This window comes from Pseudomonas sp. A-R-19 (assembly GCF_019956575.1).
In the GTDB taxonomy this organism is placed as follows: Bacteria; Pseudomonadota; Gammaproteobacteria; order Pseudomonadales; family Pseudomonadaceae; genus Aquipseudomonas.
On sequence record NZ_JAHBDR010000082.1, the window covers coordinates 176,094 to 195,707 of the forward strand.

The 19,614-nt window shown below is 60.5% G+C and carries 19 protein-coding genes; 9 read left to right on the forward strand and 10 right to left on the reverse strand.

What is annotated here, in order from left to right; translation table 11 throughout:
* The first annotated feature begins 190 nt into the window (after positions 1-190).
* Genes KGA88_RS23995 through lnt form a run of 4 tightly spaced genes read left to right on the forward strand, consistent with a single transcriptional unit; the run spans position 191 to position 4,062 of the window.
* Positions 191-1,198 carry a PhoH family protein gene (locus tag KGA88_RS23995; RefSeq protein WP_110659872.1) on the forward strand — a complete coding sequence of 336 codons (1,008 nt, stop codon included), beginning with the start codon at positions 191-193 and terminating at the stop codon, positions 1,196-1,198.
* On the forward strand, positions 1,191-1,685 hold the full coding sequence (gene ybeY, locus KGA88_RS24000; protein ID WP_110659871.1) for an rRNA maturation RNase YbeY: 495 nt from the start codon (positions 1,191-1,193) through the stop codon (positions 1,683-1,685). The genes KGA88_RS23995 and ybeY overlap by 8 nt, the downstream gene beginning before the upstream one ends.
* A gap of 5 nt (positions 1,686-1,690) precedes the next feature.
* Positions 1,691-2,530 (forward strand): HlyC/CorC family transporter, encoded by an 840-nt coding sequence (locus tag KGA88_RS24005; protein ID WP_007975860.1) that lies wholly within the window; start codon positions 1,691-1,693, stop codon positions 2,528-2,530.
* An 8-nt stretch (positions 2,531-2,538) separates the two neighbouring features.
* Positions 2,539-4,062, forward strand: a complete 1,524-nt coding sequence (gene lnt / locus KGA88_RS24010) for an apolipoprotein N-acyltransferase (protein WP_110659870.1) — start codon at positions 2,539-2,541, stop codon at positions 4,060-4,062.
* 139 nt (positions 4,063-4,201) lie between these two features.
* Here the strand turns inward: lnt and KGA88_RS24015 are convergent, their stop codons facing one another.
* Both KGA88_RS24015 and KGA88_RS24020 read right to left on the reverse strand, forming a co-directional pair.
* Positions 4,202-4,960: a YdcF family protein gene (locus KGA88_RS24015; RefSeq protein WP_223594681.1), complete on the reverse strand. Its 759-nt coding sequence runs from the start codon at positions 4,958-4,960 to the stop codon at positions 4,202-4,204.
* Between the two features lie 104 nt (positions 4,961-5,064).
* A complete protein-coding gene (locus KGA88_RS24020; RefSeq protein WP_110659868.1) occupies positions 5,065-5,385 on the reverse strand; it encodes a hypothetical protein in 321 nt (106 codons plus the stop codon).
* 281 nt (positions 5,386-5,666) lie between these two features.
* Between KGA88_RS24020 and leuS the strand changes: the two genes are divergently transcribed.
* The 5 genes from leuS (at position 5,667) to KGA88_RS24045 (ending at position 11,849) form a co-directional block, all read left to right on the forward strand.
* Complete coding sequence (gene leuS / locus KGA88_RS24025; RefSeq protein ID WP_223594683.1) at positions 5,667-8,273, forward strand: leucine--tRNA ligase; 2,607 nt, start codon at positions 5,667-5,669, stop codon at positions 8,271-8,273.
* 87 nt (positions 8,274-8,360) lie between these two features.
* Entirely contained in the window at positions 8,361-8,966 is a 606-nt protein-coding gene (lptE, locus tag KGA88_RS24030) for an LPS assembly lipoprotein LptE (protein WP_223594685.1), read from the forward strand.
* A gap of 39 nt (positions 8,967-9,005) precedes the next feature.
* Positions 9,006-10,043, forward strand: a complete 1,038-nt coding sequence (gene holA, locus KGA88_RS24035; protein WP_110659866.1) for a DNA polymerase III subunit delta — start codon at positions 9,006-9,008, stop codon at positions 10,041-10,043.
* Between the two features lie 257 nt (positions 10,044-10,300).
* Entirely contained in the window at positions 10,301-10,465 is a 165-nt protein-coding gene (gene arfA, locus KGA88_RS24040; RefSeq protein ID WP_007975872.1) for an alternative ribosome rescue factor ArfA, read from the forward strand.
* Positions 10,466-10,526: 61 nt separating this feature from the next.
* Entirely contained in the window at positions 10,527-11,849 is a 1,323-nt protein-coding gene (locus tag KGA88_RS24045; protein ID WP_223594686.1) for a lytic murein transglycosylase, read from the forward strand.
* A gap of 103 nt (positions 11,850-11,952) precedes the next feature.
* On the opposite strand, the gene KGA88_RS24050 is transcribed toward KGA88_RS24045, so the two are convergent.
* The 8 genes from KGA88_RS24050 to rodA form a co-directional block, all read right to left on the reverse strand.
* Positions 11,953-12,903 (reverse strand): LD-carboxypeptidase, encoded by a 951-nt coding sequence (locus KGA88_RS24050; protein ID WP_223594687.1) that lies wholly within the window; start codon positions 12,901-12,903, stop codon positions 11,953-11,955.
* Between the two features lie 174 nt (positions 12,904-13,077).
* On the reverse strand, positions 13,078-14,076 hold the full coding sequence (gene lipA / locus KGA88_RS24055) for a lipoyl synthase (RefSeq protein ID WP_160385797.1): 999 nt from the start codon (positions 14,074-14,076) through the stop codon (positions 13,078-13,080).
* Between the two features lie 25 nt (positions 14,077-14,101).
* Positions 14,102-14,749, reverse strand: coding sequence for a lipoyl(octanoyl) transferase LipB (gene lipB, locus KGA88_RS24060; protein ID WP_223594688.1), 648 nt, complete (start codon positions 14,747-14,749; stop codon positions 14,102-14,104).
* Positions 14,749-15,024 carry a DUF493 domain-containing protein gene (locus tag KGA88_RS24065; protein WP_223594691.1) on the reverse strand — a complete coding sequence of 92 codons (276 nt, stop codon included), beginning with the start codon at positions 15,022-15,024 and terminating at the stop codon, positions 14,749-14,751. Before KGA88_RS24065 ends, lipB begins: the two co-directional genes overlap by 1 nt.
* Positions 15,025-15,107: 83 nt before the next feature.
* The gene (locus KGA88_RS24070) at positions 15,108-16,265 is read right to left on the reverse strand and encodes a D-alanyl-D-alanine carboxypeptidase family protein (RefSeq protein WP_103396545.1); all 1,158 of its coding nucleotides are present in this window, start codon (positions 16,263-16,265) and stop codon (positions 15,108-15,110) included.
* Between the two features lie 195 nt (positions 16,266-16,460).
* Positions 16,461-17,468: a septal ring lytic transglycosylase RlpA family protein gene (locus KGA88_RS24075; RefSeq protein ID WP_110658306.1), complete on the reverse strand. Its 1,008-nt coding sequence runs from the start codon at positions 17,466-17,468 to the stop codon at positions 16,461-16,463.
* Positions 17,468-18,478: a lytic murein transglycosylase B gene (gene mltB / locus KGA88_RS24080; RefSeq protein ID WP_110658307.1), complete on the reverse strand. Its 1,011-nt coding sequence runs from the start codon at positions 18,476-18,478 to the stop codon at positions 17,468-17,470. The genes KGA88_RS24075 and mltB overlap by 1 nt, the downstream gene beginning before the upstream one ends.
* Before the next feature lie 17 nt (positions 18,479-18,495).
* A complete protein-coding gene (gene rodA / locus KGA88_RS24085) occupies positions 18,496-19,599 on the reverse strand; it encodes a rod shape-determining protein RodA (protein WP_046041681.1) in 1,104 nt (367 codons plus the stop codon).
* Positions 19,600-19,614: the final 15 nt, after the last annotated feature.

Consider the following 19,614-nt stretch of genomic DNA (forward strand, 5'->3'; position numbering starts at 1 on the left):
GGGGCTTGCCCCCGTTGGATCGCGAAGCGGTCCTGGTATTTTGCGACTGCTTCGCAGTCGAACGGGGGCAAGCCCCCTCGCCACAGTTTAAGTGCCAAATTTCTGCATCTTATTTAAGAGCTTTCCCACCCAGCCCACTGGCGTTATCCTTGATTTCATCTCAATTGCCCCAGGGCGGCTAAATACGACCTTGAACGCACCCATAGAACCACATCGTTTCATCCTCGAGCCTTTTGAAGCTCGCCGCTTCGCCAATCTGTGCGGGCAATTCGACGAGCATTTGCGCTTGATCGAACAGCGCCTGACCATCGAGATCCGCAATCGCGGCAACCAGTTCGAGCTGATCGGCGAGCCCAAACACACCACCTCCGCGGAAAACCTCCTGCGCCGCCTGTACCGGGAAACCAAGGGTACCGAGCTGTCGCCAGACATGGTGCACCTGTTCCTGCAGGAATCGGCCGTCGAGCAGTTGGACAACCACTCCCCCGCCGAAGCCTCCGTCGCCCTGCGCACCAAGAAAGGCATGATTCGCCCCCGCGGCTTGAATCAGCTGCGCTACGTGAAGGAAATCCTCGGAAACGACATCAACTTCGGCATCGGCCCGGCCGGTACCGGCAAGACCTATCTGGCCGTGGCCTGCGCGGTGGATGCACTGGAGCGCGAGCAGATCCGTCGCATCCTGCTGGTGCGTCCGGCCGTCGAAGCGGGTGAAAAACTCGGCTTCCTGCCTGGCGACCTGTCGCAAAAGATCGACCCGTATCTGCGCCCGCTCTACGACGCACTCTACGAAATGCTCGGCTTCGAATACGTTGCCAAGCTGATCGAGCGCCAGGTGATCGAAGTCGCGCCACTGGCCTACATGCGTGGCCGCACGCTGAACAACAGCTTCATCATTCTCGACGAAAGCCAGAACACCACGGTCGAGCAGATGAAGATGTTCCTGACCCGGATCGGCTTCGGTTCCACGGCCGTCATCACCGGGGACATCACCCAGGTTGACCTGCCACGCGGCACCAAGTCCGGCCTGCACCATGTGATCGAAGTGCTCAAGGATGTGCCGGGTATCAGCTTCACGCACTTCCAGCCCAAGGACGTCGTGCGCCATCCGTTGGTGCAGCGCATCGTTGAAGCCTACGAGCGCTTCGAAACCAAAGCGGCCGATGATGCAGCCGCCAAGGATAGCCGCCGCGATGCTTGAGCTTGACCTGCAAATCGCCACCCAAGCCCCCGCCCCCAGCGAAGCCGAGTTCCGCCAGTGGTGCGAACTGGCTTTACGCCAACGCACCGCCGATTCGGAGATGACCATTCGTCTGGTCGACGAAGCCGAAGGACGCGAGCTGAACCACACCTGGCGGCAAAAGGATTACGCAACTAACGTCTTGTCATTCCCGGCCGATGTGCCGGATGAGTTCCTCGACATCCCGCTGCTGGGCGATCTGGTGATCTGCGTGGCCGTGGTCGAGCGCGAAGCCGCTGAACAGGGCAAGGAACTCAAGGCCCATTGGGCGCACCTGGTGATTCACGGCTGCTTGCATCTGCTTGGTTACGACCATATTGATGATGACGAAGCCGAAGAGATGGAAGCACTGGAACGAACGTTGCTTGCAGAACTGGGCTTTCCCGATCCGTACGCGGACGACGAAACCGATTTATCCCCCACCGAAACAACAAAGGATTCAGAGTAATCGCTATGAGCGAAGATCGATCGAGCAACGGGCAGAAGTCTTGGCTGGGTAAGCTCACCCAGGCTTTTGCCCACGAGCCGAAAAACCGCCAGGAGCTGCTGGAGCTGCTGCGCGATGCACACCAGAACAAACTGCTGGACAGCGAAGCGCTGGCCATCGTCGAAGGCGCCATCCAGGTGGCTGACTTGCAGGTCCGGGACATCATGGTCCCGCGCTCGCAAATGGTCAGCATCAAGGCGAACCAGACACCTCGCGAGTTCCTGCCTGCCGTGGTCGACTCGGCCCACTCCCGCTATCCGGTGATCGGCGAAAGCCACGATGACGTGATGGGCGTGTTGCTGGCCAAGGACTTGCTACCGTTGATCCTCAAGGAGAACGGCGACAGCTTCAACATCAAGGACCTGCTGCGTCCGGCTACATTCGTACCGGAATCCAAGCGCCTTAACGTGCTGCTGCGCGAATTCCGCGCCAACCACAACCACATGGCCATCGTCATCGACGAATACGGCGGCGTGGCCGGTTTGGTGACCATCGAAGACGTGCTGGAACAAATCGTCGGCGACATCGAAGACGAACACGACGTCGAAGAAGACAGCTACATCAAGCCGCTGCCCAGCGGTGATTTCCTGATCAAGGCGCTGACGCCGATCGAGAACTTCAACGAATTTTTCGACAGCGAGTTCTCTGACGATGAGTTCGACACCGTCGGCGGCCTGGTGATGAGCGCGTTCGGGCACTTGCCCAAACGCAACGAAATCACTGAGATCGGCCCGTACCGTTTCCGCATCCTGAACGCCGACAGCCGTCGGATTCACTTGCTTCGCCTGACGCCCATTGCTCGCTAAGGATTGAAATGCGCTGGACAACCCGCCCCGGCTGGCCCGGTAACCTGCTGGCCGTGGCGGCCGGTGCAATCACCACCCTGGCCCTGGCGCCGTTCGATATCTGGCCACTGGCACTGCTCGCCGTCGGCCTGTTCTATGCCGGTTTGCGTGAGCTGAGCCCACGTCAGGCGCTGGGTCGCGGCTGGTGTTTCGGGTTCGGCCTGTTCGGTGCCGGTACCAGCTGGATCTACTACAGCATTCACCACTTCGGCGGTGCTTCGGTATTGCTGGCCGGTTTCCTGATGCTGCTCTTCACGGCGGCGATTGCCTGGTTCTTTGCCCTGCCTGCCTGGATTTGGGCGCGCTGGCTGCGCCGCAATGAGGCGCCGCTGGCCGATGCCCTGGCCTTCGCGGCGCTATGGGTCGGCCAGGAAGCATTCCGTGGCTGGTTCCTGACGGGTTTCCCGTGGCTGTACTCCGGTTACAGCCAGCTCGATGGCCCGCTGGCCGGGCTCGCCCCCCTTGGCGGAATGTGGCTGATTTCCTTCACCCTGGCCCTGACAGCTGCGTTGATCTACAACGGTTTGCGCCTGGTTCGCACGGGGCACAAAGGCTTTATTGCTGCTGGCGCATTGCTGCTGGTCGGCCCATGGCTGGCCGGCATGGCACTCAAGCACCATGCCTGGACCAGCCCGTCGGGCCCGCCATTGAGCGTTGCCGCCATCCAGGGCAACGTCGAACAAAGTATGAAATGGGACCCGGCGCAGCTCAACGCACAACTGGCGCTGTACCGCGACATGAGCTTCAGCTCAAAGCGCGCCGACCTCCTGATCTGGCCGGAAACGGCGATTCCAGTGCTGAAGGAGTCTGCCGAGGGCTACCTGAGCATGATGGGTAACTTCGCGGCCGAGCGTAAATCGGCCTTCATAACCGGCGTCCCGGTGCGCATGGAGGTACGCCACGAGAAGCGCTTCTTCAACGGCATCACCGTTACCGGTGAAGGCGACGGCACTTACCTGAAGCAAAAACTGGTGCCGTTTGGTGAATATGTCCCCTTGCAGGACATGCTGCGCGGACTGATCGCCTTCTTCGACCTGCCAATGTCGGACTTCGCTCGCGGCCCGGCCGACCAGCCGTTGTTGCAAGCCAAGGGTTATCAGATCGCGCCGTTCATCTGCTATGAAGTGGTTTATCCGGAGTTCGCCGCCAGCCTTGCCGCCCGCAGCGATCTGCTGCTGACCATCAGCAACGACACCTGGTTCGGCACCTCCATCGGGCCGCTGCAACACCTGCAGATGGCGCAGATGCGCGCGCTGGAAGCCGGCCGCTGGATGATCCGCGCCACCAACAACGGCGTATCCGGCCTGATCAACCCGTTCGGTCAGATTACCGATCAGATCCCGCAGTTCGAGCGCGGCATCCTGTATGGCGAAGTGGTGCCAATGCACAACCTGACGCCGTACCTGGAATGGCGTTCGTGGCCATTGCTCATTCTCTGCGTGTTGTTGTTTGGCTGGGCGCTGATTGCGAGCCGGATGGCCAAGACCGTTTAAAAGCTTCGCGAGCAAGCCCGCTCCCACATTTGATCGGCGTCGTACACAAATACAGTGACCGACTTAGTTCCAGTGTGGGAGCGGGCTTGCTCGCGAAGGCGGCATCACAGGCACCCCATCAATCAGCACAGACATTACTTCAGTAGAACAACGAATAACCGACCTGCCCCACCGCCTCGTTCATCAATTGCCCGTTCTGCCAGATCGCCTTGAACTCCGGCATCCAGCCACCCAGTGGCCGCGCGTTGTCGCCACCCAGAAATCCTACCGGTGCCGGCACCACCTCAAAGCCGGCCTTGCGGAAACTCCAGGTCGCTCGTGGCATATGCCAGGCCTGAGTCACGAGCACCACACGCTTGATGCCCTGCGGCTGCAACACCTCGGCGCTGAACTGTGCATTCTCCCAGGTCGTGCGGCTACGCCCCTCCTGCCAGCGCACGCTCACACCAAAATCGTCACGCAAGGAGTCCGCCATCATCTGCGCCTCGCTGGGCGGCGTACCGTAATGCAAGCCGCCGCTGGTCAGTACCGGCAGGCCGGAAGCCTTCGCCAGCCGCGCGGCATAGCGCTGGCGTTCCAGACCGACACCCGTGGGCTGGTCGCTCCCCCAGGCCACATCACCGCGCTCGCGCCCGGAGCCGAGGACAACAATGGCGTCTGCCCGCTGCCCCAGGATTGCCCATTCATCGCGTGCCAACGGTGGCTCCCGCTCGAGCAGGCCTGCCCCCCACTGCACCACCACCGGCAGGCTCATCAGCCAGAATCCACCCAGGCCCAGCGCAAAGCACGCGCCGGCAAGCCTTGGCCTTGAGCGGCGCAACCACCAGGCAAGCAAAAGCAGCAGCAATAGAATGCCGGGTGGCAAAAGTAGTTGTTTTACGAAGTAACGAAATGGCATCGAGCATCTCCCGGAGATGCCCGAAGCCTAAGTGGGTTGGCGTGATGCGACAATCAATACGGAAGGACTATGCTTCAAAAATGCATGGAGCATGGCTCGGCGCCCTATTTGAACTGCAAAGACCGGACCTTTACCGCGTCTCTGCCGGGAACCTTGTCCTTGAGCCAGATGATCTTGGCCGAACGTGGTGCGTCGAGTTGCTTTACCGCTTCTGACAAGCATCCGTGTGTCTCACGCTCACTGCGATCCAGATACGCCTTGACCAGTGCAAACTCTGCGGAGCTCAGGCCACGCAGTTCCAGCTCCAGAGGGCGTTCGTCGCGCAACCGGCTAGCGGTTTTTGCCGCGTCCAGGGCCAAGGCCAAACGATCGATCAGCCTTTCGTACAGCTCCGGTTTTGTAGCTTTTTGCTGTGACTCAACCATCCCTCACCTCATTGGAAGATAAGACCTACTCCCCAGTTAGAGCTTAGCTTCCATGAACAAACCGGCTGAACGCCGCGACCAACGGCCCTCGCAGCGGTTTTTGCAGGACGCGCGGCAGTAATCAGGGTTTCCCTCGGTAGAGCGCGGTCATGTATGCTACGGCGCTTCCTGTAACTCCACTTCCAGCTCGGCTGGGCATCGAAAACGCCAATATGGCGTGATCCGCGTCCAGCGTTGCATTGAAGAGGATTAGGCCACCCCTATTCAGTTCAAAAGTAGCCATGCACGAACAATATCAGCCCCGTGAAATCGAAGCCGCCGCCCAGTCGTTCTGGGACGAGCAAAAGTCCTTTGAAGTCAGTGAACAGCCAGGCAAGGAGACTTACTACTGCCTGTCGATGTTCCCTTACCCCAGCGGCAAGCTACACATGGGGCACGTGCGCAACTACACCATCGGCGACGTGATCTCCCGCTACCAGCGCATGCAAGGCAAGAACGTTCTGCAACCCATGGGTTGGGACGCCTTCGGCATGCCGGCGGAAAACGCCGCGATGAAGAACAACGTAGCGCCCGCCAAGTGGACCTACGAAAACATCGCCTACATGAAATCCCAGCTGCGCAGCCTGGGACTGGCAGTGGACTGGTCGCGCGAAGTGACCACCTGCAAGCCCGATTACTACCGCTGGGAACAATGGCTGTTCACCCGCCTGTTCGAAAAAGGCGTGATCTACAAAAAAAGCGGCACCGTGAACTGGGACCCGGTCGACCAGACCGTCCTGGCCAACGAGCAAGTGATCGACGGCCGTGGCTGGCGTTCCGGCGCGCTGATCGAAAAGCGCGAAATCCCGATGTACTACTTCAAGATCACCGCCTACGCGGATGAACTGCTGGAGAGCCTCGACGAACTGACTGGCTGGCCTGAACAGGTCAAGACCATGCAGCGCAACTGGATCGGCAAATCCCGCGGCATGGAAGTACAGTTCCCGTACAACGTCGACTCCATCGGCGAAACCGGCACACTGAAAGTCTTCACCACCCGTCCGGACACCCTGATGGGCGCTACCTACGTCGCCGTGGCCGCCGAGCATCACCTGGCCACCCTGGCGGCGCAGAACAACCCTGAGCTGCAAGCGTTCATCGCCGAATGCAAGGGCGGGAGCGTGGCTGAAGCCGACGTCGCCACCCAGGAGAAAAAAGGCCTGCCGACCGGCCTGTTCGTCGAGCACCCGCTGACCGGCGAAAAACTGCCGGTATGGGTCGCCAACTATGTGCTGATGCACTACGGCGACGGCGCGGTGATGGCGGTTCCGGCCCACGACGAGCGCGATTTCGAATTCGCCCACAAGTACAACCTGCCGGTCAAATCGGTGGTGCGCACCAGCTCCGGCGACACCAACCCGACGCCATGGCAAGACGCCTACGGCGAGCACGGCACGCTGATCAACTCCGGTGAGTTCGATGGCCTCGACTTCGCGGGCGCCTTCGACGCCATCGAAGTTGCGTTGATCAAGAAAGAACTCGGCGCCTCGCGCACCCAGTTCCGCCTGCGCGACTGGGGCATCAGCCGTCAACGCTACTGGGGCTGCCCGATCCCGATCATTCACTGCAACACTTGCGGTGACGTACCGGTACCGGAAGATCAACTGCCAGTCGTGCTGCCGGAAGACGTCGTACCCGACGGTGCCGGCTCGCCGTTGGCGCGCATGCCCGAGTTCTACGAGTGCAGCTGCCCGAAATGCGGCGCGCCTGCCAAGCGTGAAACCGACACCATGGACACCTTCGTCGAGTCCTCGTGGTACTACGCCCGTTACGCCTCGCCGCACTTTGAAGGCGGCCTGGTAGAAAAATCGGCAGCCGATCACTGGTTGCCGGTGGATCAGTACATCGGTGGTATCGAACACGCGATCCTGCACCTGCTCTACGCGCGCTTCTTCCACAAGCTGATGCGCGACGAAGGCCTGGTGAGCTCCAACGAGCCGTTCAAGAACCTGCTGACCCAGGGCATGGTGATCGCCGAGACTTACTATCGCCGCGAAGCCAATGGTGCCTACACCTGGTTCAACCCGGCGGACGTCGAGCTTGAGCGTGACAGCAAGGCCAAGGTCATCAGCGCCAAATTGAAATCCGACGGCCTGCCGGTGGAAATCGGCGGCACCGAGAAGATGGCCAAGTCGAAGAACAACGGCGTCGACCCACAGTCGATGATCGATCAGTTCGGCGCAGACACCTGCCGCCTGTTCATGATGTTCGCCTCGCCACCTGACATGAGCGCTGAATGGTCCGACTCCGGCGTCGAAGGTTCGCACCGTTTCCTCAAGCGCGTCTGGCGCCTGGCCCAAGCACACGTCACTCAAGGCCTGCCGGGCAAACTGGACGTAGCCGGCCTGAACGACGAGCAGAAAGCCGTTCGCCGCTCGATCCACCTGGCCATCAAGCAGGCCAGCCAGGATGTCGGCCAGAACCACAAGTTCAATACTGCCATCGCCCAGGTGATGACGTTGATGAACGTGCTGGAAAAAGCCGCGCAAGCCACCGAACAGGATCGCGCATTGATTCACGAAGGCCTGGAAACCGTGACTCTGCTGCTGGCTCCGATCACGCCGCACATCAGCCATGAGCTGTGGAATCAACTGGGTCACGCTGATCCAGTGATCGACGCCACTTGGCCGGTGCAGGACGACAGCGCACTGGTGCAGGACAGCCTTACGCTCGTCATCCAGGTCAACGGCAAGCTGCGTGGCCAGATCGAAATGCCGGCCAGCGCCAGTCGCGAAGAAGTCGAAGCCGCCGCCCGAGCCAACGAAAACGTACTGCGTTTCGTCGACGGTCTGACCATTCGTAAAGTGATCGTAGTGCCCGGGAAACTGGTCAATATCGTCGCCAGCTAATTGGATCAGGCGCCAGGTGAGCCTGGCGCCGAATAAAACCTTTCGGGCCGCTTGATCGGCCCACATGGTTTCAAGGGGAGCAACAAGATGATCAAACGCAATCTGCTGGTGATGGGCCTCGCGGTTCTGCTGAGCGCCTGCGGTTTCCAGCTGCGTGGCACCGGCACCAACGAACTGGCGATCAAGGAACTCGACCTGAGCGCCCGTAACGCCTACGGTCCAACCGTGACCCAACTGCGCCAGGTCCTGGAAGGCAGCGGCGTCAAGGTCTATACCGGTGCGCCTTACAAGCTGATCCTGACCAATGAACAGGAAAACCAGCGCATCATCAGCTACGCAGGTGCCGGTCGTGCTGGCGAGTACCAGATCACCACCGTGCTGAACTACGACATCCGTGGTCGCGGCGATCTGCCACTGCTGAGCGACAAGCTTGAAGTGCAGAAAATCTATATGCACGACGGCAACAACCTGGTGGGCTCTGACCAGGAAGCCGCCACCGCCCGGGAAGAAGGCCGCCGCGAGATGGTTCAACGCATGATGCTGCGCCTGGAACAACTGAGCCCGGCCCAGTTGGATCAGTTGCAGCAGACTGCCGAAGCCAGGGCCAAGGCTGACGCCGAGGCACTGGAAGCGGCACAAAAGGCTGAAGCGGAAACCCCGCGCCAGTCGCCTGTCGAACTGCCGCAGCAGTAAGACTTACGGGGCGCCCGGGCGCCCCGTTTGCCCTCTCTTATGAAGCTCGCCCCCGCCCAACTCGCCAAACACCTGCAAGGTGCCCTCGCGCCGGTCTATATCATCAGCGGTGATGACCCGTTGTTGTGCCAGGAAGCGGCCGACGCTGTTCGCGCCGCCGCCCGTCAGCAGGGATTCGATGAGCGCCAGGTGTTTGCCGCCGACGCCAGTTTCGACTGGGGGACGTTGCTGCAAGCCGGTGCCAGCATGTCGCTGTTCGCTGAAAAGCGCCTGCTGGAGCTGCGCCTGCCTTCCGGCAAACCCGGCGACAAAGGTGCCGCCGCGCTTATCGAATATTGCTCGCGCCCGGCCGAAGACACCGTGCTGCTTGTCAGCTTGCCGAAACTCGACGGCAGCGCGCAGAAAACCAAGTGGGGCAAGGCGCTGGTCGAAGGACAGCAGACCCAGTTCGTGCAGATCTGGCCGGTCGATGTTGGCCAGTTGCCCAGCTGGATCCGCCAACGCCTGTCCCAGGCCGGTCTTTCCGCCAGCCAGGATGCCGTTGAACTGATCGCTGCACGGGTCGAGGGCAACTTGCTGGCCGCCGCCCAGGAAATCGAAAAGCTCAAACTGATGGCCGAAGGCGGTCAGATCACCGTTGAAACCGTGCAGGCGGCGGTGGCCGACAGTGCGCGCTTCGACGTGTTTGGCCTGACCGATGCCGTGCTCAATGGTGAAGCGGCCCACGCGCTGCGCATGCTCGAAGGCTTGCGCGGTGAAGGCGTCGAGCCGCCGGTGATTCTCTGGGCCCTGGCCCGGGAGCTGCGCCTGCTGGCCAATATTTCGCTGCAATACAGCCAGGGGACGCCGCTGGACAAAGCCTTCAGCCAGGCCAAACCCCCGGTCTGGGACAAACGTAAACCGTTGATGAGCAAAGCCCTGCAACGCTACTCGGCACAACGCTGGGCGCAACTGCTGCTGGAAGCGCAACGCATCGACGCGCAGATCAAGGGCCAGGCGGCGGGTTCGCCGTGGATGAGCCTGAGCCGGTTGACGCTGTTGATGGCGGGGCAAAGATTGTCGTTACCTGCCGAGTAAGGCTTCCTGTGGCGAGGGGGCTTGCCCCCGTTGGGGCGCGAAGCGCCCCCCATAATCGATACACACGGTATTTCAGACAAACCGCGTATATCGATTTTACGACGCTTCGCCGCCGAACGGGGGCAAGCCCCCTCGCCACAGAAACCACATCGCTATCAAGATCAATGAAAGATCCTACACAATGTAGGGACTAGACATCCCCCCAACTTCGGCCGATGATTTGCCCCGCAAAAACCACTCCCCTGCGAGGCATCACCATGAGCAAAAAGCCATCGAAGCATGGCCCCAACAAGGCCAAATCCATCATCGCCCAGCCATTGTTCCGCAGCCGCCAGGAACGCCCGGCCAAGGGCAAAGGCAGTTACCGCCGCGAAGCCTTCCAGTCTGACAACTGGGAGGCTTCTTACTTTCTGGCTGCGTAAAGCAGAACACCCCTTCGACATGTTAAGGTCTGTACCTGATTCGTTTTTCCTGGACCCGTGCATGCCCTTTTGTCTTCCCCGTCGTTGGCACCTGCGCCAATTGATCGCTGCCTCCAGCCTTGTTTTGCTTGTCGCCTGTGCGGAAAAACCGACCGCAGCCGACGCTCAGCCGCTTCAGACGCTGCCTGTCGCCACCGCCCCGGCGGTTGTTCCGCCTGTGGTTCCGACGGGTGAGAACCTCGACATCCAGCCAACCCAGACCTTTGCCGAATGGCAGGCGGGTTTCCGCAAGGATGCCTTGGCCGCCGGTATTCGCGCCGATCTGTTTGATCGCGCTTTCGCCAATGTCAGCTTCGACCCCAGTGTGATTCGTGCCGATCGCAGCCAACCGGAATTCGCAAAACCGGTGTGGGAATACCTTGATGGCGCCCTGTCGCCGCTGCGGGTACGCAAAGGCCAGTCGCTGATCGACCAGTACGCTGACGTCCTGCAAAGCATCGAGCAGCGTTACGGTGTTGATCGTCAGGCCCTGGTGGCCGTGTGGGGTATGGAAAGCAACTTTGGCCAGTTCCAGGGCAGCAAGTCAGTGATCAACTCACTGGCCACCCTGGCCTACGAAGGTCGTCGTCCCGGTTTCGCCCACGCGCAATTGATTGCCGCCCTGCAGATCCTGCAACAAGGCGATATCGAGCCCGAGAAGATGCTCGGATCCTGGGCCGGCGCCATGGGCCAGACACAGTTCATCCCAACCACCTACAACACCCATGCGGTGGACTTCGATGGTGACGGGCGTCGCGATATCTGGGGTAGCTCGGCCGATGCCCTGGCCTCGACCGCGCATTACCTGCAAAGCTCGGGCTGGCAGAGAGGCCAGCCATGGGGCTTTGAAGTCCAGCTGCCGAGCGGGTTCAACTACCTGCTGGCCGACGGCACGATTCGCAAGAGCGTCGCCGAATGGCGGCAACTAGGCATTACCCTGCCCAACGATGGTCAGGTCCCGGCCGGTTCCGAGCAATTGTCCGCGGCCCTGTTGTTGCCAGCCGGCTACCGTGGCCCGGCGTTCCTGGTGCTCGATAATTTCCGGGCAATCCTCAAGTACAACAACTCGTCGTCTTACGCCCTGGGGGTGAGCCTGCTGTCCGAACGCTTCAATGGCGCGGGCTTGATCAGCGGCTCATGGCCAAAGGATGACCTGCCTCTGAGCCGTACTGAACGGATCGAACTGCAAAACCTGTTGAGTGCGCAAAACTATGACGCCGGCACGGCCGACGGCATCATCGGCGCCAACACCCGCAAGGCAATCCGCAGCGCCCAGCAGTCGTTTGGCTGGCCGGCGGATGGCTATCCGACGCACAAATTGCTGGAAGGGTTGCGTAACCGCTAAAAGCTTCGCGAGCAAGCCCGCTCCCACACTGGTTCTGTGAACGGCACAAAATCAATGCGGGAGCGGGCTTGCTCGCGAAGACTGACAGTCAGGCACTGAAAATCTACTGCCTGACCACCACATCCTGCTCCAGTGTCAATTCCTGATTCCCCGCATCCAGCCTGACCAGCGCCCCCATCGGCAACGTCAGGTTCGGATCGCAGTGCCCACTGCGCCACCCGGACAGCACCGGAATCTTCAATGGCGCGAAGGTCTGCTTGAGCAATCTCTCCAGCGCAGCTACCTCCACCCCCGCCACATCCCCGACCAGCACACCCCGCAGCTTGTGCAACGTGCCTGCCAATCGCAGTTGAGTCAGCAACCGGTCAATGCGATACAGCGGCTCGTTGATGTCCTCGATCAACAGAATGACGCCCTCGGCGTCAATTTCGTAAGGCGTGCCCATGGTTGCGGCAATCATGGCCAGATTGCCCCCCAGCAAGCGTCCATGGGCCACGCCCGGCTCGATTGTGGTCAACGGGTAGGCCACTGGATGCGCCAGCACTGTGCCTGCCCTCACCTGCCCTCTCAGCATGTTGAAGAAGGAGGACTCCGTAGGTATTTGCTTGTCACCCAGGAGGTCGGCATTGAGCAGCGGACCATGAAATGTCACGAAGCCGGCATAGCGACTGATCGCCAAATGCACGGCAGTGATGTCGCTGTAGCCGATGAATGGCTTGGCGTTGTCGCGCAGCAGTTGGAAATCGATGCGATCAAGCAGCCGCGGCGTGCCGTAACCACCGCGCAGACAGATGATGGCATCGACTTCACGATCCGCGAACGCTGCGTGCAGGTCATTGAGCCGCACGTCATCGCTGCCGGCCAGGTAGCCATCTTTCTCGTAGACACCGGGAAACACTTTCAGTGAATAACCCCGGGCACGCATCCATTGCACCGCCTTGTCGGTGTCCAGCGACGCGGGACCGGCGGGCGCGATAACGCCGATCTTGCCTTCCGACGGCAGTGCCGGGACGGGAGCATGAGGGCAAAGGGTGTGGGTCGGTCGAGCGGTCATCCGTGAATCTCCCAGCGTGAACACGTCAGCACACAGTAGTCAGGAACAGGGACAAACTGAAGAGGGTCAGTCGCCCCGAAGGTTGCGGGAAAAAGCGGCCAGTGCCGTAGGCCAGGCAAAAAAACGCCCGCAAGGCTGGATACCATGCGGGCGTTTTTCATTTCTTTGTGCAGATCAGGACGACATCAGCTCGGCCTTGACCAGCTTGGCCTGCTCGTCGGCGTGGTACGAGGAGCGTACCAGTGGACCGGAAGCGACGTTCTTGAAGCCCATCTTGTAACCTTCCTCGGCGAACCAGGCGAAGGTGTCCGGGTGCACGAAGCGCTGCACCGGCAAGTGGCTGCGAGACGGTTGCAGGTACTGGCCGAGGGTCAGCATGTCGATGTCGTGCTCGCGCATGCGCTTCATGACTTCGATGACTTCTTCGTCGGTCTCGCCCAGACCCAGCATCAGGCCGGACTTGGTCGGAATGTGCGGCATCATCTGCTTGAAGCGTTGCAGCAGGGTCAGTGACCACTGGTAGTCCGAACCCGGGCGCGCAGCCTTGTACAGGCGCGGCACGGTTTCCAGGTTGTGGTTGAACACATCTGGCGGCTCGGCGGCAGTGATTTGCAGCGCAATGTCCATGCGGCCACGGTAGTCCGGGACCAGGGTTTCGAGCTGTACGTTCGGTGACAGCTTGCGGATTTCGCGGATGCAGTCGGCGAAGTGCTGGGCACCACCGTCACGCAGGTCATCGCGGTCCACCGAGGTGATCACCACGTATTTAAGTTTCAAGTCGGCGATGGCAATGGCCAGGCTTTCCGGTTCGTTGACGTCCAGTGGCTTCGGACGGCCGTGGCCGACGTCGCAGAACGGGCAACGACGGGTGCAGATGTCACCCATGATCATGAAGGTCGCGGTGCCACCGGAGAAGCATTCGCCCAGGTTCGGGCAGGACGCTTCTTCACACACGCTGTGCAGCTTGTGTTTGCGCAGCAGGGCCTTGATGCGGTCGACTTCCGGCGAAACCGGGATGCGTACGCGAATCCAGTCTGGTTTCTTCGGCAGTTCGGTGGTCGGAATGATCTTCACCGGGATGCGTGCAACCTTCTCGGCGCCGCGCAGCTTGACGCCGGCTTCAACCTTGGGACGCGGGGCCGGGCGCTCGGTGACATCAAGCGTCGGGATCATGGTTTGCACTGCATCAGTAGTCATATCAGTCGATTCCGCCCGTCAGGGTCGTCTGCTCAGCATAGTCGAGGTGTTTGACGAGCTGCGCGCGCAGCCGGGCACTTACCTCGGCAAATTCAATCGATCCTGCGTGATCGCTCAGCTGGGTCATCGCCAGCCCGGCGTAACCGCAGGGATTAATCCGTCGAAACGGTTCCAGGTTCATGTCCACGTTCAAGGCCAGGCCATGAAAGGAACAACCATGGCGGATCCGTAGACCCAGGGAGGCGATTTTCGCCCCGTCGACATAGACACCCGGTGCATCGGGCTTGGCTGCGGCGATCACGCCGTAACTGGCCAACAGCTCGATCAGGCACTGCTCCATCCGGGTGACCAGATCGCGCACGCCAAAACCGAGCTTGCGTACGTCCAGCAGCAGGTAGGCCACCAGTTGGCCTGGGCCGTGGTAAGTCACCTGACCACCGCGATCGACCTGCACCACCGGAATATCGCCCGGCAACAACAAGTGTTCGGCCTTGCCAGCCTGCCCCTGGGTGAAGACCGGCGGGTGTTCGACCAGCCAGATCTCGTCGGGAGCATCGCTGCCGCGTTCGTTGGTGAAGCGTTGCATGGCATGCCAGACCGGCTCATAAGCTATCTGGCCGAGCTCGCGAAAGCCCAGCGTGCCGGACATCACAGCACCATGTGCACGAAACCGGTAGCCCGCAGTTCGCTGTTGATGTTGTACAGCTGATCCTGGTCGGTCGCGACGATGTGCAACTGAATGGTGGTGTATTTGCCGTTGCTGCTCTGGCGCTCGTCAACACGCTCATCGTTGATCTTGGCGTGCTTGCGGACGATGTCGATGATCCTGTCCTTGTTGCCCACACCGGTGTCGCTGATCACCTTAACCGGGTAATCATTGGCAGGGAACTCGATCTTTGGCGCCTTTACTTCGGTATCGGTCATGGCGTAACGGCCTCGTAAGCGTAAGCCGTGGCGACGGCAAAGCCCCACGCCGGATCAGCACGGGGCCTTGCAGGAGCACACTATCAGTTGAACAAGCCGTAGAAGAATAGACGGATGCTATCCCACATGCGACGGAAGATACCACCCTCTTCGACGCCGTCCAGAGCGATCAGGTCGGCGCTGTGCACCACCTTGTCGTCCAGTTTGACTTCGACCTTGCCGATCACGTCGCCCTTGGCGATTGGCGCAACCAGTTGCGGGTTCATGGTCATGCTGGCAGCGAGCTTTTTCAGCTGGCCTTTCGGCAGGGTCATGGTCAGGTCTTCAGCCAGGCCGGCCTTGACCTGGTTGGTGGCGCCTTTCCAGACAGGAGCCTGAGCCAGCTCGGCGCCTTTCTGATAGAAGGTCTGGGTTTCGAAGAAGCGGAAACCGTAGGTCAGCAGCTTCTGGGTCTCGGCGGCGCGAGCCACTTCGCTGTTGGTACCGAATACCACGGCGATCAGGCGCATGCCATCACGTACAGCCGAGGACACCATGCAGTAGCCCGCTTCGTCGGTGTGACCGGTTTTCAGACCGTCGACGGTCTTGTCGCGCCACAGCAGCAGGTTGCGGTTAGGTTGCTTGATGCCGTTCCAGAAGAACTCTTTCTGCGAGTAGATCGCGTAGTGAGCCGGGTCTTCGTGGATGATCGCGCGAGCCAGCACGGCCATGTCGTGAGCCGACGAATAGTGCTCGGGGTTCGGCAGACCGGTCGGGTTCATGAAGTGGCTATTGGTCATGCCCAGGTCGCCGACGGTTTTGTTCATCATGTCGGCGAATGCGTCTTCGCTGCCGGCGATGTGCTCGGAGAGCGCAACACTGGCGTCGTTGCCCGACTGGATGATGATGCCGTGCAGCAGGTCGCTGACAGTCACCTGCGAGCCGACCTTGATGAACATCCGCGAACCGCCGGTACGCCAGGCGTTCTCGCTGACGGTCACCGGATCGTTTTCGCCGATCTGGCCACGACGGATTTCCAGGGTCGCGATGTACGCGGTCATCAGCTTGGTCAGGCTGGCCGGTGGCAGACGCTGGTCACCATTGTTTTCGACCAGCACGTTGCCGCTGCTGGCGTCCATGAGCACGTAGGCCTTGGCGGCCAGTTGCGGTGGCGACGGCATCATCTCGACCGCGAAGGCGGCAGGTGAGAGAAGCAGCGGGACTAGCAGGAACAGGCGTTTGGCAAAGGTGGTGATGTTCATCCGTCTCTCGAAATCGCTAATGGAAACTGCCCGAAGGCAAAACTAATCAAATGACTTTCTAACGAGTCATCGCGTGTTCAGCTGTTCACTCAGTCACCCTTGCCGGGCTTTTGTTCTTCAACGAGTCAACAACCTGGTTCGCCCCCCAATACCGCAGACGAACCGTCAATCAAGCTCTACGTATTACTTCGTGGCTTACTCGGTCACAACACTCGGCGAACCGAGATTGGCCAGGCGCACGCTGTTCTGCACCTGCTGGATCTCACCCGGCGATCCGATCGGGCCCAGGCGAACCCGATGCAGGGTCTGCTGATTGCGCACGATCGAGCTGATGAACACCGGAGCGCTCACCATCCCGCTGAGCTTCGATCTCAGGAGTTCTGCAGCGTCCGGGTTGGCGAACGCGCCCACCTGCAGATACTGGCCAGAGGCTGGTACAGAAGCGTTTTTTTTTGCATCGAGCTGCACTGGCACTACCGCGGCAGCGTGTTGCTGCGGCGGCGGAGTCCATTGCTCGACGGTGCCGGCCGAAGCCGTGATCACCGGGGCGCTATTCTGCGCGACTTGCGGCTCGTTGAGCATCAAAGGCGCCGGACGGCCTTTAGCCGCCCAATATGCCTGGGGATCGATGCCTTCGACCTTGACCCGCGCGGTGCCGATTTCGGCATAACCGAGTTTCTTGGCGGCGGCGTAGGACAAGTCGATAATCCGGTCCGAATAGAACGGCCCGCGGTCGTTGACTCGCAGGATCACGCTCTTGTTGTTGTCCAGGTTGGTCACCCGGACGTAACTCGGCAGCGGTAATGTCTTGTGTGCGGCACTCATGCCGTACAGGTCATACACCTCGCCGTTGGCCGTGTTCTGGCCGTGGAACTTGGTGCCGTACCAGGACGCCGTGCCCGACTGCACGTAGGTCTTGGATTCTTGCAGCGGGAAATAGGTCTTGCCCAATACCGAGTACGGACTGGCCTTGTACGGGCCGGTGTGCAGGGTCGGCGTGGCGTCCGGGATGCGCGAAACATCGACATCCCACCAAGGTGCGCCATCCTTGTGGGCACGGTTGATGTCCAGCCCCGGCGTCGAGCGTACGGCGGTAGTGGTCTTCTGGGCCGGCGCGCGGCTGGTCGAACAACTGGCGACCAGCATTGCCAGCGCGGCGAATGCCATCAGCTTCAGGGGTTTATTGATAGGCAATGCCCGCATTACTTGACGCCCCGTGCTTGGACCAGCTGTTCAGACAGTTGATGTACGGCCATTGCGTACATCACGCTGCGGTTATAACGCGTGATCGCGTAAAAATTCTTCAGGCCCATCCAGTACTCGGGGCCATTGTCGCCTTCCAGGCGGAAAGCAGTAACCGGCATATCATCGCGCAGCGCATCATGACTTGACCACCCCAGGGCTCGCAACTCCCCGACGGTTTTCGTCGGTTCGATTCCTGTGGTCAGACCCTCGTCGACCTGATCGCCACGGACATCGGCGCGGCTGACCACCGGTTCGCCGGCGACCCAGCCATGACGCTTGAAGTAACTGGCAACACTGCCAATGGCGTCGTCCGGGTTGGTCCAGATGTTGATATGGCCATCACCGTCGAAATCCACCGCATAGGCGCGGAAACTGCTCGGCATGAATTGCGGCAAGCCCATTGCGCCGGCGTAGGAGCCTTTGAGCGTCAACGGGTCGACCTGCTCTTCACGGGCCAGCAGCAGGAACTCACGCAATTCCTTGCGGAAAAACTCGGCTCGGGGAGGATAGTCGAAACCCAGGGTCGACAAGGCATCGATCACCCGGAAATTTCCGGTATTGCGGCCGAAAAAGGTTTCAACACCAATGATCGAGACAATCACCTGGGCCGGCACACCGTATTCCTGCTCGGCGCGGGCCAACACCGCTTCGTGCTGACGCCAGAAATCCACACCCCGGGCTATGCGCGCATCGGTGATGAACATCGGGCGATATTCGCTCCACTGCTTGACCCGTTCGGCGGGTTTCGAGATGGCGTCCAGAATCGACTGCTTGCGCTCGGCTTCGCGGAACACGCCCATCAACTGTTCACCGGCGAAACCGTAGTCGCGGGTCATTTCACCAACGAATTCGGCCACCTGGGGCGAGCCCTCGTAGTCGCCGGCCAACGCTTCCTGCACGGTGCCAAGGATGCTTACCAGGCCGACCCATGGCGCAAATCGAGTCGCCCAGCCACGCATTACTTGCATTGAAAATTTCACCTTATTCAAACCTGCGCGATCCACTTGCGATGGGTATGGATCGACATCAAAACCCCAAACGCTGACAGCAGCGTCACCAGCGAAGTTCCTCCGTAGCTAATGAACGGCAACGGCACCCCCACCACCGGCAACAGGCCACTGACCATACCGATGTTGACGAAAACATAAACAAAAAACGTCATGGTCAAGCTGCCCGCGAGCAACTTGCCGAACAATGTCTGCGCCTGGGCGGTAATCACCAGGCCACGGCCGATCAACAGCAGGTAGATCAGCAACAGCGCGCAGATCCCCACCAGGCCGAACTCTTCACCCAATACGGCAATGATGAAGTCGGTATGACTTTCCGGCAGGAAGTCCAGGTGCGACTGGGTGCCCAGCAACCAACCCTTGCCGAACACACCACCTGAGCCGATGGCAGCCTTGGACTGGATGATGTTCCAGCCTGTACCGAGCGGATCACTTTCCGGGTCAAGGAACGTCAGGATTCGCTGCTTCTGGTAGTCGTGCATGATGAAGAACCACATGGCAATCGCCACGGGCACGGCGGCGGCCAGCACGCTGAGGATCCAGCGCCAGCGCAGCCCCCCCATGAACAGCACGAAAGCGCCGCCGGCCAGGATCAGCAGCGAAGTGCCGAGGTCCGGTTGCCGCACAATCAGAATGAATGGCACGCCGATCAGCATCAGGCTGATGCCCACATGCTTGAGTTGCGGCGGCAATGTGCGCTTGGACAGATACCAGGCGATGGTTGCCGGCATCAGGATTTTCATGAACTCCGAGGGCTGGAAGCGCACGACACCGGGGATATTGATCCAGCGCGTGGCACCCATGGCGTTGTGACCCATGACATCCACCACCACCAGCAACAGCACACCGATCACATACCCGACCGGCACCCAACGCGCCATGAAGCGTGGCTCGAACTGAGCGATGACGATCATCGAGACCAGACCGATGCCGAACGAAGTGGCCTGCTTGGCCAGCAGATCCCAGCTCTTGCCACTGGCCGAATACAGCACGAACAGGCTGCCGGCGGCCAGGGTCAACAGCAAAATCAGCAGCACGCCATCGATGTGCATGCGTTGCAGCAGCGTCGCGCGACGACGCATCACATCCTCACTGGA

Coding starts and splice junctions, on each gene's coding strand:
- ybeY (WP_110659871.1), top strand. CDS start 1,191: ATGCTTGAGCTTGACCTGCAAATCGCCACCCAAGCCCCCGCCCCCAGC.
- KGA88_RS24005 (WP_007975860.1), top strand. CDS start 1,691: ATGAGCGAAGATCGATCGAGCAACGGGCAGAAGTCTTGGCTGGGTAAG.
- lnt (WP_110659870.1), top strand. CDS start 2,539: ATGCGCTGGACAACCCGCCCCGGCTGGCCCGGTAACCTGCTGGCCGTG.
- KGA88_RS24015 (WP_223594681.1), bottom strand. CDS start 4,960: ATGCCATTTCGTTACTTCGTAAAACAACTACTTTTGCCACCCGGCATT.
- KGA88_RS24020 (WP_110659868.1), bottom strand. CDS start 5,385: ATGGTTGAGTCACAGCAAAAAGCTACAAAACCGGAGCTGTACGAAAGG.
- leuS (WP_223594683.1), top strand. CDS start 5,667: ATGCACGAACAATATCAGCCCCGTGAAATCGAAGCCGCCGCCCAGTCG.
- lptE (WP_223594685.1), top strand. CDS start 8,361: ATGATCAAACGCAATCTGCTGGTGATGGGCCTCGCGGTTCTGCTGAGC.
- holA (WP_110659866.1), top strand. CDS start 9,006: ATGAAGCTCGCCCCCGCCCAACTCGCCAAACACCTGCAAGGTGCCCTC.
- arfA (WP_007975872.1), top strand. CDS start 10,301: ATGAGCAAAAAGCCATCGAAGCATGGCCCCAACAAGGCCAAATCCATC.
- KGA88_RS24045 (WP_223594686.1), top strand. CDS start 10,527: ATGCCCTTTTGTCTTCCCCGTCGTTGGCACCTGCGCCAATTGATCGCT.
- KGA88_RS24050 (WP_223594687.1), bottom strand. CDS start 12,903: ATGACCGCTCGACCGACCCACACCCTTTGCCCTCATGCTCCCGTCCCG.
- lipA (WP_160385797.1), bottom strand. CDS start 14,076: ATGATCCCGACGCTTGATGTCACCGAGCGCCCGGCCCCGCGTCCCAAG.
- lipB (WP_223594688.1), bottom strand. CDS start 14,749: ATGTCCGGCACGCTGGGCTTTCGCGAGCTCGGCCAGATAGCTTATGAG.
- KGA88_RS24065 (WP_223594691.1), bottom strand. CDS start 15,024: ATGACCGATACCGAAGTAAAGGCGCCAAAGATCGAGTTCCCTGCCAAT.
- KGA88_RS24070 (WP_103396545.1), bottom strand. CDS start 16,265: ATGAACATCACCACCTTTGCCAAACGCCTGTTCCTGCTAGTCCCGCTG.
- KGA88_RS24075 (WP_110658306.1), bottom strand. CDS start 17,468: ATGCGGGCATTGCCTATCAATAAACCCCTGAAGCTGATGGCATTCGCC.
- mltB (WP_110658307.1), bottom strand. CDS start 18,478: ATGCAAGTAATGCGTGGCTGGGCGACTCGATTTGCGCCATGGGTCGGC.
- rodA (WP_046041681.1), bottom strand. CDS start 19,599: ATGCGTCGTCGCGCGACGCTGCTGCAACGCATGCACATCGATGGCGTG.